This is a genomic window from Kocuria subflava (genome assembly GCF_012163155.1).
Lineage (GTDB): Bacteria > Actinomycetota > Actinomycetes > Actinomycetales > Micrococcaceae > Kocuria > Kocuria subflava.
This window is the reverse complement of record NZ_JAAVUN010000001.1, coordinates 233,325-247,158: the sequence shown is the minus strand read 5'-3', so window position 1 is coordinate 247,158 and position 13,834 is coordinate 233,325. Positions and strand designations below refer to the sequence as shown.

Below are 13,834 nucleotides of genomic sequence, written 5' to 3'. Positions count from 1 at the left end.
GCTCGGAAACAAGTGTTTCTCGATTGTGTTGGGCTTCACACAGCGGAGTACCCTGGCTCACTGTCAGAGGACTGTCCGAGGTTTTACGGGTAATTCCTCTGCGCATGACAACAACGGAGGAACTCGTGACAGCAAAACCCCACAGGCGCGCGCTTCGCGCGGTTGCGGTGGCCGCGGTCGGCGCATTCGTGATGGCAGGATGCGCATCCGACGACGGCGGACCAGCCCAACTGACGTGGTACATCAACCCCGATGCCGGAGGACAGGCTGAGCTCGCTCAGCAGTGCTCAGAGGCTTCCGGTGGCGAGTACAACATTCAAACATCGCTGCTTCCCCGCGATGCAGCCAGCCAGCGTGAGCAGCTGGCTCGCCGCCTGGCAGCCGGGGACAGCACCATGGACATCATGAGCCTGGACCCGCCGTTCATCCCCGAACTGGCTGAGCCCGGCTTCCTGGCCATGCCTCCCTCAGACCTGGTGGACGAGACCACCGGTGACACCTTGGAAGGTGCTGCTGCCGGTGCGCAGTGGAACGACGAATACGTGACCATCCCCTTCTGGGCCAACACGCAGCTGTTGTTCTACCGCAAGTCCGTGGCCGAGGCCGCTGGTCTGGACATGTCCCAGCCGGTGACCTGGCAGGAAATCATGGATGCCGCCGAATCCCAGGACAAGTACCTGGGCGTTCAGGGCATCCAGGGTGAGTCCATGACCGTGTGGGTCAACGGCCTGGTGGAATCCGCCGGTGGATCGATCATCGAGGGCGACGCCGCCAGCGTGGACACCCTGGAAGTCAACCTCGACTCCGATGCAGGCCGAAAGGCTGCCGAGATCGTGGGCGGCATTGGCGAGAAGGGCCTGGGCGGCCCCGGCATCTCCTCCCAGGACGAGAACGCCGCCATGGGTCAGTTCCAGGGGGACAAGGGTTCCTTCATGGTGAACTGGCCGTTCATCTACTCGGCAACGGCTGCCTCCGTGGAGGAGGGCTCCGTGGACCAGTCCGTGCTGGATGACATCGGATGGACCACCTGGCCCCGAGTTGACGAGGACACCGAGTCCGCTCCCCCGCTGGGTGGCATCAACCTGGGTGTGGGCGCCGACTCCGAGCACCAGGAAGAAGCCTGGGACGCCATCAAGTGCATTGTGAGCCCGGAGAACCAGGCTCAGTACATGGTGACCAACGGCAACCCGGCATCGTCCGCCGCCGCCTATGAGGACGCTGACGTTCAGGAAGCCTTCCCCATGTACGGCACCATCCGGGACTCCCTGGACATTTCGGCACCACGTCCGCAGACCCCGTACTACAGCGAGGTCTCCTCCGGCATCCAGCAGAACTGGACGCCCATCTACGAGGTCAACGAGGACACCCCCGCCGCCTCGGATGAGTTCATCATGTCCGTGCTGAAGGGAGAGTCGCTGCTGTGAGCACCGTCGCCGAACAGTCCCCCACACGCCGGGGGAACAAAGAAAACAAGGCTCCCATCTCTGACCGCACCCGCGCCGAGCGCCGCCTCGGCTGGATGCTGGCAGGGCCCGCCTTCCTGGTCATGTTGCTGGTCACCATGTACCCGATCGTGCAGGCGCTGTGGGACTCCATGTTCAACTACCGTCTGACGGCACCCGGGGACCGTTCCTTCGTGTTCCTCCAGAACTACATGACCGTGCTCTCCGACGGCGTGTTCTGGTCCGCCCTGGCCGTGACCCTGTTGATTACCGTGGTGACCGTGGCCATCGAGCTGGTGCTCGGTTTCGCCCTGGCACTGGTGATGAACAGCGTCATCAAGACCTTCCGCGGTGTGGTCCGTACCGCCATCCTGGTGCCCTACGGCATCATCACGGTGGTCTCCGCCTTCGCCTGGTTCTACGCCTTCGACATCAACACCGGCTACGTCAACAACTGGTTCGGTTGGTTGCCGGGGATCGGTTCGGACTTCAACTGGTTCGGCCAGCAGTGGTCTGCACTGTTCGTGATCATGGCTTCCGAGATCTGGAAGACCACCCCGTTCATCTCCCTGCTCCTGCTGGCCGGTCTGGCCCAGGTCCCGGGTGAGCTGAACGAGGCCGCCAAGGTGGACGGCGCCGGGTGGTGGCAGCGGATGTACAAGGTCACCCTGCCCTCCATGAAGGCCGCCATCATGGTTGCGGTTGTGTTCCGCGCCCTGGATGCCTTCCGCATCTTCGACAACGTTTTCATCATGACCAACGGTCAGTACGGCACGGAGACGCTCTCCCTGCTGGCCTACCGCACCTCCATCACGCGTTTGGAGATCGGCCTCGGTTCTGCCGTGTCCGTGATCCTGTTCCTGTGCGTGCTGCTGATCGCCTTCACCGCGATCAAGGTGTTCAAGGTCGATCTGGCAGGAGGTAAGGGCTGATGTCCACCAAGCAGAAACTCGGTTGGGCGATCGCAATCGTCGTCGTCCTGATCTGGAGCCTTTTCCCGGTCGTCTCGATCCTGGCCAACTCCCTGAAGCCCGCCAGCGAATTCGCCGGCGGTGGAGGCAGCTTCCTGCCCCAGACCTACACGTGGGAGAACTACCAGATGATTTTCACGGGCGGCGCCCGTGATCTGTTCCTGCCGGCCCTGCGCAACTCGATCGGCATCACGCTGATCGCCACCGCAGTGGCCGTGGTGCTGGCCACCCTGTGTGCCTACGCGATTGCTCGCCTGGACTTCCCCGGCAAGCGGATCATCCTGATCACCGCGTTGGCCGTGTCCATGTTCCCGGTGGTCTCCATCGTGACCCCGTTGTTCAACGTGTGGCGCCAGATCGGTCTCTACGACACCTGGTTGGGTTTGATCCTTCCGTACCTGTCCCTGACGCTTCCGATCTCCATCTGGACCCTTGCTGCGTTCTTCCAGCAGATCCCGTGGGATCTTGAGCGCGCAGCCCAGGTGGATGGTGCAACCTCCTTCCAGGCCTTCCGCAAGGTGATCGTGCCCCTGGCAGCACCCGGTGTGTTCACCACGGCGATCATCGCGTTCTTCATCGCCTGGAACGACTTTGTGTTCGGCATCGGTTTGACCTCGACCAGCGCAGCGCGCCCGGTCCCGGCAGCCCTTGCCTTCTTCACCGGCGCCTCGCAGTTCGAGGACCCGGCCGGTGCCATCTCCGCCGCAGCGATCATCGTGACCATCCCGGTCATCATCCTGGTGCTGGCCTTCCAGCGTCAGATCGTTGCCGGCCTGACCCAGGGTGCGGTCAAGGGCTGATCGGCCCCGCTCACCCCCTGACTGACACCTCACTTTGAGTCTTTGAGAGGCATTGCAAAATGGCATCCATCACAATGAACAACCTCGTCAAGAAGTACGACGACGGTTTCCCTGCGGTCAACGACGTCTCGATCGACATTGCTGACGGCGAGTTCCTGATCCTGGTCGGCCCGTCCGGCTGCGGTAAGTCCACGCTGCTGCGCATGGTGGTCGGCCTGGAGGACATCACCTCCGGTGACCTGCTGATTGACGGCAACCGCGTGAACGAGAAGGAACCGCGTCAGCGCAACCTGTCCATGGTGTTCCAGAACTACGCGCTCTACCCGTTCCTGACGGTGTACGAGAACATTGCGTTCCCGCTGCGTCTGGCCAAGGGCAAGTTCTCCGATGACGAGATCGACAAGAAGGTCCGCAACGCAGCCGAGCTGCTGGACCTCAACGATCACCTGGAGCGCAAGCCCGGCAACCTCTCCGGTGGTCAGCGCCAGCGTGTGGCCATGGGCCGTGCGATCGTGCGGGACGCCGACGCGTTCCTGTTCGACGAGCCCCTGTCCAACCTGGACGCCAAGCTGCGTGGCCAGATGCGCACCGAAATCGCGCAGCTGCAGCGCCGCCTGGGCATCACTTCCCTGTACGTGACCCACGACCAGACCGAGGCCATGACCTTGGGCGACCGTGTGGCCGTGTTGAAGAAGGGCCGTTTGCAGCAGATCGCCTCCCCGCGTGAGCTCTACGAGCAGCCGGCAAACCTGTTCGTGGCAGGCTTCATCGGAGCCCCGTCCATGAACTTCCTGCCGGCCCGTCGTGACGGCAACACCTTCCACACCCCGATCGGTGACATCCCGGTTCCGGAGCACGCTCAGGGCCGGTTGGACTCGGCAGGCGAGCTGCTGATCCTGGGTGTCCGCCCGGAGCACTTCGCGGATGCCCGCGACGTCCAGGACACCCCCTGGGCCGCCAAGGGTGCCACGTTCGAGGCCGAGCTGACCCACACCGAGTGGTTGGGCAACCAGCAGTACGGTTACGTCCGCTACGAGCAGGACCAGGACATCAAGGCCAAGCTGGATGAACTGGCCAAGGACCTGGACGCGGACGAAATGCCCGCCCAGGTGGTTGTGGAGTTGGACGCTTCCTCCCGCATCCGCGGTGGCAGCAACGCCAACCTGTGGGTGAACACCCGCAAGATGCACGTGTTCGACCCGGAGACCGGTCTGAACCTGACCCGTGACGAGGAAGCCGGAGCCGAGTTGACCCGCGAGGCCAACGAGGAGCGCAAGGCAGAGATCGAGCGCCTGCAGCGCCACGAGTCCTGATCAGACTCCTCACACCATGAAGGCGCCCATCCGGGTCATCCGGGTGGGCGCCTTCATGGTGTGCTCCATGCGCAAGCTGGTGGCAGTTCGGTCCGTCATCAGCCTCTGATGGCGTACCGAACTGCCACCAGCTTTGCTCTCACGCGTTCCAGGCCAGCCAATGCACGGCAGCAACGATGCCGATCAGCACGGCACCGGTGAAAACGGACTTGATCCACGGGTAGCGCATCAAGGGCGTGACCAGCTTGGGCCACCGGTTCCCCAGTGCCTTGGGCTCAACGCGTTGGAACTGGGTGGTGGGCACACCCAAGTAGGTGGCCAGCTCCTGCATGGACCTGAGATCCCACACGGTTCCGTCCAGGCGGAACAGGTTGCGACCGTCGTCGTCGACCAGCCACAGGAAGGGCCTTGCCAAGCCGCGCTTAGGGGCCTTGCCGCCACGTTTGCTCCCCTGCCCGGGCCGCTCCAGGGATTCGACGACGACCGCCCCGCGCACCTTCTCCCGTACTGCGTTGCGGAAACCGATCCCGCGTGAGCCCAGGACGTGGGAGGAGGTGACCGCCACGGTGTTGGGACGCAACCACACCCAGCACAGGGCGATGCAGACCAACACCACCACCACGATGATCGCGGAGATGGCCGGTGCCGGGCGGCGCATCCACAGCATGACCAGACAGAGAACCCCCAGGACAGCCGCCGGGAAGCACGCCAGGATCCGCCTTCCCATGGAGGTGATGCGCGGGTGCCACACCTGGCGGACCTGACCGAATCGTCCAGGGATGTGACGGATGTTGTCGGCCACGAATGGGCTCCTCGGTTCGGTGCAATGCTGCAGGAGGCGGTGGCGACCGGCAGGCTCAACCGCCGCGTCGTCGGGCAGGTTAGACCCTAGCAACAGGGGCGTCACCAACAAGGAGCGGGAGGCAAGTTCCGCTACCGTGGTGCGGATGGAACGCAATGATCGGGTGAGCCGGGCGCTGATGGTCTGGCTGTTCATGGTGCTGTTGGCCGTGGCGGCCGCCTGGGTCACGATTTCGCTGGTCAACGAATACATGTACGGCCCGGAGACGGACGTGCGTTCCTACTTCAACCACCTGGAGGACGGTGACGGCGCCCGTGCCCTGGGTGCCATCAACGGACAGGTACCTGATGGCACGGATGCCACGCTGTTGGATGGTGATGCCCTGAAGCAGGCCACGGAGACCTTGGAGGATGTCCGGATCTCCACCATCTCCCAGGACTCTGAGGGTGCCGTGGTCCGCGCCGAATACACCCTGGCCGGTGAGCAGCACTCCACGGACTACAACCTGCACCCGGCGCAAACCCAGTGGGGCTTCTTCACCGTCTGGGCCTTCGATGAAACGCCCCTGCCCACGCTCACCGTGTCCATGCCCGGTGTGACCAGTGCGGACATCAACGGCACCTCCGCCGCCCTGCCGGGCTCCCAGCAGGAGTTCGCGGCGCTGCCCCCCGGGATCTACACGGCCTCCTACAACTCCGAGTACGTCGACGCCCAGCCGCAGTCGGTGGCACTGACCTCCGCTGACCAGGACGAGTCCGTGACCTTGGAGCCATCCGCCTCACAGGCCATGAAGGACCAGGTTCAGCAGTCCATCAGCGCGGATCTCAAGACCTGCACGGATCAGCAGAGCCTTTACCCGTCAGGCTGCCCGTTCTCCTATGAGTTCGACGGCCGGGTGCAGGGCACCCCCACGTGGAAGATCGTGGAGAAGCCGGAACCCTCCATCTCCGTTTCAGCAGGCTCCGCCGACTCCTCCCGCGGCTGGTCCTTGTCCCCCGCCAACGGTGTTGCCGAGGTCAGCTTCACGTCCCTGGACCTCTACGACGGCTCCACGGAGGAGGTCACCGAGCGCGTGCCCTTCACCTATGACGCAGAGCTTGGTTTCGACGACGCCGGTGCGGTGACCGTATCCCGCTGATTCCGGTCTCGGCCCGGGCTACATGTTGGTCCCGGTGACCCACTTCCACACCGGTATACGCACAGGTATATTCGATGGCATGGCCACCACCATCAAAGTCTCGGAAGATCTGCGCGACCGGCTCAACCGTGATGCACGTGCCCGCGGGATGACCGCGGCAGGATTCATCGAATCGTTGCTGGACGGTCACGACCGCCGACGTCGCATGGAGGCCTTCGGACGCTCCTTCCGGCAGGCGGAGTCAACCTACTGGGATGAATTCCAGGCCTGGGACGTCATCACGGACAGCACCGATCACTCATCGACCTCATGACGCGGTCTGCCTCAGAGCTGCACCGAGGTCAGGTGGTCTGGGCCGAGCTGGACCCGGTTCGCGGCCGGGAACAAGCTGGTCGTCGCCCAGCCCTGGTGATCGCCAGTGATCTCTTCCTGCAACAGGCCCACACCTTGGCGGTGATCGTCCCGGCTTCCACCACGGATCGCGGCTGGCCCAACCACGTGTTGCTGCGCGGTCCTGACCTCATCCTGGGCCGACCCACGTTCGCCATGACGGAGCAGCCCAGGACCGTCAGCCGCGAGCGTCTGGTGGGAATGGCAGGCACGGTGGATCGCTCCTGCATGCGTGAGGTCGACATGTGGTTACGGGATTTCCTGGCCCTGTACTGAACACACATGACCCGCTGATTCCGGCCTCCACCCGGCCACCGCGTTTGTCCCGCATCAACGCTTGATGTGGGACGAACGCTGCCCCTCGGCGGTCCGTGGCGGTGCCCTCAGTTCAGGCCGCGCAGCTCCAGGGTCAGCTGGTCCTCAGCACCTTCGGTCACGGTGAACGGGATGCCCCAGTCCTGCTGGTAGAGATGGCAGGCCGCGTGATCCGGGATCTGCCCGCCGGGCTCACCGTCGCAGGCGGCAGCGCGAGCCGTGATGTGCAGAACACCCTCCGTGACGCCTTCGGCCAGCACCAGTTGGCGCTGCAGACCCTGAGCGGTCCCATCACCGCTGACCAGCGCCTCTGCCGGTGAGGTGGAGATCTTCAGCTGGGTGGGATCCCCCCACCGGTCATCCAGCTTCTGACCTGCCGGTGCGGCAAAGCGGACATCGATCAGCAGTTGACCCGGTGCCACCGGGGTGCGCTGACGTTGGGAGACGGATGCTCCCTCATCCACGGCTTCCAGAGCCTGCGCAGGTACGGGAACGCGGACCAGGCGGTGCTGGTTGGTTTCCACCACGATCAGCACGGGAGTCTCAGCCGTGAGGTCCAGCAGGAGATCTGATGGTTCCTCCAGTCCGCGGGTCAGTGTGGACAGGTTCCCCGCACCGGGTTCCCACCGGCGGATGGCGCCGTTGTAGGTGTCCGCCACCGCCACCGAGCCATCCGGCAGTGGGGCAACACCCAGCGGATGCTGGAGGCGAGCGTTTTGGGAGTCCCCGTCACGGAAACCGAAGTCATACAGACCAAGCCCCACGGCTGAGTCCACGGAGGAAACGGCGCCATCAGCAACGCGCAGTGCCCGCAGGGCCGAGGACTCGGAGTCCGCCATCCACACGGAACCGTCCGAGGACTGCGCCAAACCCGAGGTCTGGGCAAACCATGCCTCCCGAGCCGAACCATCCAGCAGGCCCTCATCACCGGTTCCGGCCAGCACGGACAACACACCGGTGCGTGGGTCAAAGCCGAAGATCTGGTGGGTTCCAGCCATGGCGATGATCAATTGGTCCGTGGCCTCCGACCACAGGACATCCCACGGCGAGGACAGCGCAACATCAGTGGGCTGGGCCTGGGGATCGATGAAGTCGGGATCCACACCCTGCGCTCGCGCCGAGTCCAACAGCCGCTGGACGCCGTTTCCGGCCAGGGTGCTCACCTCACCGGTGCTCAGGTTCAACCCACGCAGACGGTGATTGACCGTGTCAGCCACCACGACGTCGCAACCCACCTGCTCGCGCACCTGCGCCGGGAGCAGGGCGAGCCCACGGGGTTCGTTGAACTCGGCGGCGGTGGGGCCGCCGTCGTGATGGCCCTTGGTACCGGCACCGAAAGTGGCGCGGACGGTGGTCAGGTCCTCCTCCATCTGGACCAGACGATGGTGGCCGGTGTCAGCCACCAGAACGCTGTGGTCCTCCAGGAGAATGGCCTTCTCCGGGAAGCGGAGGTCACCCTCCGGCTGGGGGCGGGGCACGTACGGGCCGTCCCCGCGGTGCAAGGTGCCGTTGGCCTGGTGTTTGGCCACCAACTCCTCAACCAGGGAGACCAGGCCCTGGACATGACCTTCTCCGGAGAGGTGCGCCACGATGTAGCCCTCCGGGTCCACCACCACCAACGTGGGCCAGGCGCGGGCCGTGAACGCATCCCACGTGCCCAGTTCGGGATCATCCAGCACCGGGTGGTGGATTTCGTAACGGTCCACGGCCGCGGCCAGGGCGTCCGGATCGGCCTCGTGTTCAAACTTTGGCGAGTGGACTCCCACCGTCACCAGAACGTCCTTGTACTGCTCCTCCAACGGACGCAACTCATCCAACACGTGCAGGCAGTTGATGCAGCAGAAGGACCAGAAGTCCAGAATCACGATCTTGCCGCGCAGCTTTTGCCAATCCAGGGACTCGCCGCCCGTGTTGAGCCAGGTGCGCCCCGTCAGTTCGGAGGCGCGCACGCGCGAGATGGTGCTCATGGTGATCCCTTTCGATCTTGGTGGCTGGTACTGCAACTGACGGCTGGTACTGCAACTGACGGCTGGTACTGCAACTGACGGCTGGTACTGCAACTGACGGCTGGTACTGCAACTGACGGCTGGTACTGCAACTGACGGCTGGTACTGCAACTGACGGCTGGTACTGCAACTGATGGGCTCAACAGCGCCAGGCGGGTCAACTATTCCGACTCTGCGCCTGGTTTCGGCGTCTCAACCGGCTCAGCGCCCGGTTCTGGCATCTTCTTCCGCCAAGCGTTCCATCATGTCGTTGTAGGCCTTCAATTCGGCGCCATCGGTGCGGTCTGCTTCCCGGTCCACACGGCGGTTCTCCCGGTTGCCGGCAATGGCCCACTGGACCATGACCACCACGGCCAGGATGGCGGTGGGCAGTTCGCCGATGCCCCACATCAGGGCGCCACCACGCTGCTGGTCCGCAATGGCGGTGATGCCCCAGTCATGACCCATGTTGCCGAACCAGGAGGCTTCCAGCAGCCAGTCCATGCCCATGATGGCCACCCCCACAAAGGCGTGGTAGACCATGGTCGCGATCAGCATGATCAAGCGCATGAAGTAGGCCGGACGCTTGGGGATGGGGTCCTGACCCACCAGCACCAGGGCGAACATGTACCCGGTGAACAGGAAGTGGGCCATCATGAACTCGTGGCCCACGTGCGTGCGCAGCGTGAATCCCAGCAATGGCGTGAAGTAGAACAGCACGATCGACCCCGCAAAGTTCACGGCCGCAAAAATCGGATGAGTCACGATCTTGCCCCAGGTGGAGTGCACCAGACGCAGGATCCACTCGCGCGGGCCGCGGGTGCCGTCCTGGCGTGGTTCCAGGGCGCGCAGCAGCAGTGTCACGGGCGAGCCCAGGACCATGAACACGGGGATGATCATAGTCAGGGACATGTGTTCCACCATGTGCCAGCTGAACAGCACCCGGGCGTAGACGGCCACGGGCCCGGAGGTGGCCAGGAACAGCAGGATGAGTCCGATGTACCAGGACACGGCCCGCAAGACGGACCACTTGCCACCGGTGCGGACCACCTTGAACATGGCCCACCCGTAGCTGATGCCGAACAGCGCGATGATGGCAACCCACAGCCAGTCCGGGCGCCACTGGGTGATCGCATTGGCCCATGTGGGCTCGGGGGGAAGGTCGTAGAAGGTCAAAATGCGCGCCGGGGTGGCATCTGGGGCCAGATCCTCCGGAACCGGCGGGGCCGAGTTGCCCAACGCAACGGCCACCCCCACCAGGGCACCCATCAACAAGAGCTCGCCCAGGATGATCTGCCACACCGCACGGCGGCCGCTCATCCGCTGCGCGATCAACGCCGGGATCACGGCCCGCCGGTGGACGTACCCGGCCACCCCCAGTGCCAGGGTCAACACCAGTTTCACGACGACGAGCGTCCCATACGCACTGCCCAGTTGCGCCAAGGTCCCGATGCGCACCGCGGCATTGATCACCCCGGAGGCCAGCACCAGCACAAAGCTCCACAGCGCCAGGTGGGAGAACCGGCTGAGCACCACGGCTTCCAACGGGACCTTGCGCCCACGGGCCGCGTGATCGGTGTCCGAATCCCGGCGGGCGCGTGTTCCGATCGGCAGTCTGGCCGTGGTGCGATCCCGTGCCAACTGCGGCGAGATCCAAGCCAGAGCGATCAGGCCCCCCATCCAGGCGCACACCCCCAGCAGGTGCAGGCCCAGGGAGTTGACGGCACCCATGTGGTCATCGCCTCCGGCTGAGTGCCCATTGAGGGCCATGGTCACCAGGGCGATGCAGGCCAGTGCTGTGGTCAACAAAAGACCCAACAGTGAGCGGACACCGAACACCAGGGTGGTCACCACCGCGGCCACCACCACACCCACGCCAAGGGCCTGCCCGGTGGGGATCTCCGTGAGAAAGCTGATCAGCTGTTGGGTGTAGGCGGTACTCGGGCTCAGCCGAACCCCGGAGACCTCTGCGTAGGTGAACACCGTCACCACGGCGGCTGCCACGGTCCACACCACCGCGCTGCCCCCTGCCAACTGCAAGACTCTGCTGAACAGAGGGTGTTCCTCAGCCGGTTCGTCCTTGCGATTCTTGCCCCGTCCACGGGTCTGGACAGTGTTGGGCACCACGCCCACAGCCACCAGAAGGGCACCGATCGTGGAAATCAGTGCCACGTTGCGCACCGTTTCACTCAGGGGCAGGCCCCAGCGGACCAATGCACCGGGGTCAGCCACCTGCTGGGGCGCCGCGGCCCCGGAGAAGGACAGGGCTGCGGCCAGAGCCAGAAGCGTGAGCACAGCGGGAGCAGCCAACCACCACACGGAGATTCCGGCGACCGAGACCGAATGATCGTTCGGTTTCGGCCCCTGTTTCTGGTCGGAGCGATCCACGGAAGCGTCACTGCGTGCCCTGGTACTCGAACTCATGCTCCACCTTCTGCATCAGCGGTTTGGCCATCACGCGCATCAACGTCACGTGCGGCGTCGTCGTCGTTGAACAACACGTCCCCCACAAAACCGCCCTTCTGGCAGCCAGGTGGAATCGCAAACACTGCGGATCCCACCGGCACGGTCCAGACATTGAGCATGTCCAGGTCATCCAGGCGCTGTTGAATGGGGACGAACTGTTGGTCCACGTCCGCCTGATAGGAGGCGAACAGCAGCCCGGAGTCGCTCACCCCACCGGAACTGGATCCCGCGGAGGCAAAACCACTGGCATCCATGACGGGGACGTCGTAGTTGTAGGGCCGCCGGTGGATCCTGACCCGGTCATCCGGGTGGCGGGAACGGCGAATGTGGGAGTAGTCCGGAATGATTTTGAACCCCAGGGGGCCAACGGCCTCGAAATCGGGTTCATCACGCTCGGCAGTTCCCGTCAAAGGCGCACCCGTGTCCAGGGTTCTGCCCACGGAATCCTCGCGTGCCGGGCGATCAGCCTCGTCCCAGGTGTCCAGATTCATGTGGATACGGCGCAGCACCAGAGAGGTACCGTCCTGGATCCAGGGCTGGAACGCCTGCTCCCCCACGCCCCACACGATCTGCTCGTGTTCCGGGGTGTCCGGCTGGGTGTCCACGGTGCCGTCCACCTGGCCGAACAGATTACGCATGCTGGGCGGATCGGCTGCTTCAGCGCCGGGGACGGAGCGGAACCCGTTCTGCACCCACCGCACGGTGCCGAATGACCGGAGGTTCTTGAGCAGCACCCGCTGGGCGTGCGCCAGGCTCACGGTGTCCTCGCAGCACACTTGGATCAGGAGGTCCCCGTCGTTCCATCGGTCCTCGAGTTGGTCGATGCCGAAGGCGGGCAGTGGCCGCAACCATTCCGGTGCCCGCTCAGGTGCCACCAGGTTCAGGATGCGGGCACCAAAGCCAAAGGTCACCGTCAACCGGGACGGGTTCAGTGCCAGCTCCGGTTCCTGGTCGTTGATGGGGGCGTCACCACCCGTGAGGGCCGCTGCATCCTGGGTGAGCACGCGCATCATCCGGCGAATGGTTTCCCGTTCGGTGCCTTCGGCCTGGTCCACGGCCAAGAAGGTCGCGAACGACTGTGGCATGGTGTCGATCCCAGCTTGGCGTGGTCCGTAGAACGCTTCCGAGCGGGCCCCCACAGCTTCCGTCCGTGCCGGTTCAGTCGCCGTCCCGGAATCCTCACGGTCAGAGGATCCAGCTGCACCCAACAACCCGGATCGCTGCGCAGCAGCCACCCCCAGCCCCGCGGCAGCACCCACACCGGCGGTTCCTCCGGCGATCAACACACCGCGTCTGCTGAATCCTGAAGATCCACCGGCACTGCCGGTGGCAGCGGAATCCTGTTCCGCTGCCACCGGCCGCTGGTTCAGGCCACCTTCGGGGGCCTCGGACGGGGACTCACCGTGGTGAGACCCGCCCGAGGCAACCGGAGTGGCCGAATCATGCTCAGAAGTCACTGGGACTCCTGACACATCGGCAGCTCATCATCCTGGTCAGAGTGCATGGCTCCCATGCTGGGCATGGCAGAAGCCATGTGGGAGGGCATCTCCGAGGGTGACATGGTGGACCCGCCACCCTCATGCGAGTACTCCTCCTGGGCACCCTGGTAATCCCGCACGGGAACCTTCACCGTCTGGTTCTCACCATCCTCACCATGGGCGTAGGCCAACTGGATGTTCAGGTTCTGCCCTGCCATGGGAGCACAGGTCAGATCCATCAGCATGATGTGATCGGCACCGGGTTCCAACGTCACCGACTCACCTGGCTCAATCACCAGGGGGTCGGTCATCTCCTGCATGACGGTTGAACCCGTGGATTCACCCATCACGGTCTCGTGCAGTTCCGCGGACTCCGCGATCCCGGTGGCCTCGGCCCCACTGAGGGTGACGGCAGAGTCACCGTCGTTGGTCAGGGTGCCAAAGACCGCCGTCATCCCGGAATCAGCTGCCTTCATCCACGGATCCTGCACGGTGAGCATCTGCTGCGCACCATCCGTGGCGGCGCCGGTGTCAGTGGCCGCGGCGGTTGCAGCGGATGTCTCCGTGGCAGCCGCTGTGGACTCACCGTCACCGCCACCGGCGGCACAGCCGCTGAGGCCAAGGACCCCCACCGCTGCTGTGGCCAGGGCGAATCGTGCGGATCGGTTCGAAGTGATCGTGTTCATGGTTGTTCTCTTTTCAAGCTCGTACCGGGCTCATCCGAATCTTCGGGT

At 64.4% G+C, this 13,834-nt stretch carries 12 protein-coding genes; 7 read left to right on the top strand and 5 right to left on the bottom strand.

Features of this window, described 5'->3' with window-relative positions; translation table 11 throughout:
• Window positions 1-104: 104 nt before the first annotated feature.
• From GTW58_RS01105 to GTW58_RS01090, 4 genes are read left to right on the top strand one after another with little or no spacing between them, the layout of a single operon-like run.
• Entirely contained in the window at window positions 105-1,424 is a 1,320-nt protein-coding gene (locus tag GTW58_RS01105) for an extracellular solute-binding protein (RefSeq protein WP_119932177.1), read from the top strand.
• Window positions 1,421-2,374: a carbohydrate ABC transporter permease gene (locus GTW58_RS01100; protein ID WP_047689014.1), complete on the top strand. Its 954-nt coding sequence runs from the start codon at window positions 1,421-1,423 to the stop codon at window positions 2,372-2,374. The genes GTW58_RS01105 and GTW58_RS01100 overlap by 4 nt, the downstream gene beginning before the upstream one ends.
• Window positions 2,374-3,213: a carbohydrate ABC transporter permease gene (locus GTW58_RS01095; RefSeq protein WP_189587229.1), complete on the top strand. Its 840-nt coding sequence runs from the start codon at window positions 2,374-2,376 to the stop codon at window positions 3,211-3,213. Before GTW58_RS01100 ends, GTW58_RS01095 begins: the two co-directional genes overlap by 1 nt.
• Before the next feature lie 59 nt (window positions 3,214-3,272).
• A complete protein-coding gene (locus tag GTW58_RS01090; protein ID WP_047689008.1) occupies window positions 3,273-4,526 on the top strand; it encodes an ABC transporter ATP-binding protein in 1,254 nt (417 codons plus the stop codon).
• 139 nt (window positions 4,527-4,665) lie between these two features.
• Here GTW58_RS01090 and GTW58_RS01085 read toward each other — a convergent pair whose 3' ends face one another.
• The gene (locus GTW58_RS01085; RefSeq protein WP_119932175.1) at window positions 4,666-5,328 is read right to left on the bottom strand and encodes a hypothetical protein; all 663 of its coding nucleotides are present in this window, start codon (window positions 5,326-5,328) and stop codon (window positions 4,666-4,668) included.
• A 145-nt stretch (window positions 5,329-5,473) separates the two neighbouring features.
• On the opposite strand from GTW58_RS01085, the gene GTW58_RS01080 reads away from it, so the two are divergent.
• The 3 genes from GTW58_RS01080 (at window position 5,474) to GTW58_RS01070 (ending at window position 7,132) form a co-directional block, all read left to right on the top strand.
• Complete coding sequence (locus GTW58_RS01080) at window positions 5,474-6,466, top strand: hypothetical protein (RefSeq protein ID WP_119932174.1); 993 nt, start codon at window positions 5,474-5,476, stop codon at window positions 6,464-6,466.
• A gap of 79 nt (window positions 6,467-6,545) precedes the next feature.
• Window positions 6,546-6,779, top strand: a complete 234-nt coding sequence (locus GTW58_RS01075; protein WP_047689004.1) for a ribbon-helix-helix protein — start codon at window positions 6,546-6,548, stop codon at window positions 6,777-6,779.
• Complete coding sequence (locus tag GTW58_RS01070; RefSeq protein WP_119932173.1) at window positions 6,776-7,132, top strand: type II toxin-antitoxin system PemK/MazF family toxin; 357 nt, start codon at window positions 6,776-6,778, stop codon at window positions 7,130-7,132. The genes GTW58_RS01075 and GTW58_RS01070 overlap by 4 nt, the downstream gene beginning before the upstream one ends.
• A gap of 107 nt (window positions 7,133-7,239) precedes the next feature.
• On the opposite strand, the gene GTW58_RS01065 is transcribed toward GTW58_RS01070, so the two are convergent.
• The 4 genes from GTW58_RS01065 to GTW58_RS01050 form a co-directional block, all read right to left on the bottom strand.
• Window positions 7,240-9,138 carry an NHL domain-containing thioredoxin family protein gene (locus tag GTW58_RS01065; RefSeq protein ID WP_047688999.1) on the bottom strand — a complete coding sequence of 633 codons (1,899 nt, stop codon included), beginning with the start codon at window positions 9,136-9,138 and terminating at the stop codon, window positions 7,240-7,242.
• Between the two features lie 240 nt (window positions 9,139-9,378).
• Complete coding sequence (locus tag GTW58_RS01060) at window positions 9,379-11,580, bottom strand: bifunctional copper resistance protein CopD/cytochrome c oxidase assembly protein (RefSeq protein WP_047692209.1); 2,202 nt, start codon at window positions 11,578-11,580, stop codon at window positions 9,379-9,381.
• Window positions 11,577-13,079, bottom strand: coding sequence for a Dyp-type peroxidase (locus GTW58_RS01055; RefSeq protein ID WP_232817919.1), 1,503 nt, complete (start codon window positions 13,077-13,079; stop codon window positions 11,577-11,579). The genes GTW58_RS01060 and GTW58_RS01055 overlap by 4 nt, the downstream gene beginning before the upstream one ends.
• On the bottom strand, window positions 13,076-13,786 hold the full coding sequence (locus GTW58_RS01050; RefSeq protein WP_119932172.1) for a copper chaperone PCu(A)C: 711 nt from the start codon (window positions 13,784-13,786) through the stop codon (window positions 13,076-13,078). Before GTW58_RS01050 ends, GTW58_RS01055 begins: the two co-directional genes overlap by 4 nt.
• Window positions 13,787-13,834 lie beyond the last annotated feature (48 nt).

Excerpts from the sequence above, each read along its gene's own strand:
- GTW58_RS01105 (WP_119932177.1), top strand. The coding sequence starts at position 105 with ATGACAACAACGGAGGAACTCGTGACAGCAAAACCCCACAGGCGCGCG.
- GTW58_RS01095 (WP_189587229.1), top strand. The coding sequence starts at position 2,374 with ATGTCCACCAAGCAGAAACTCGGTTGGGCGATCGCAATCGTCGTCGTC.
- GTW58_RS01090 (WP_047689008.1), top strand. The coding sequence starts at position 3,273 with ATGGCATCCATCACAATGAACAACCTCGTCAAGAAGTACGACGACGGT.
- GTW58_RS01080 (WP_119932174.1), top strand. The coding sequence starts at position 5,474 with ATGGAACGCAATGATCGGGTGAGCCGGGCGCTGATGGTCTGGCTGTTC.
- GTW58_RS01075 (WP_047689004.1), top strand. The coding sequence starts at position 6,546 with ATGGCCACCACCATCAAAGTCTCGGAAGATCTGCGCGACCGGCTCAAC.
- GTW58_RS01070 (WP_119932173.1), top strand. The coding sequence starts at position 6,776 with ATGACGCGGTCTGCCTCAGAGCTGCACCGAGGTCAGGTGGTCTGGGCC.
- GTW58_RS01065 (WP_047688999.1), bottom strand. The coding sequence starts at position 9,138 with ATGAGCACCATCTCGCGCGTGCGCGCCTCCGAACTGACGGGGCGCACC.
- GTW58_RS01060 (WP_047692209.1), bottom strand. The coding sequence starts at position 11,580 with ATGAGTTCGAGTACCAGGGCACGCAGTGACGCTTCCGTGGATCGCTCC.
- GTW58_RS01050 (WP_119932172.1), bottom strand. The coding sequence starts at position 13,786 with ATGAACACGATCACTTCGAACCGATCCGCACGATTCGCCCTGGCCACA.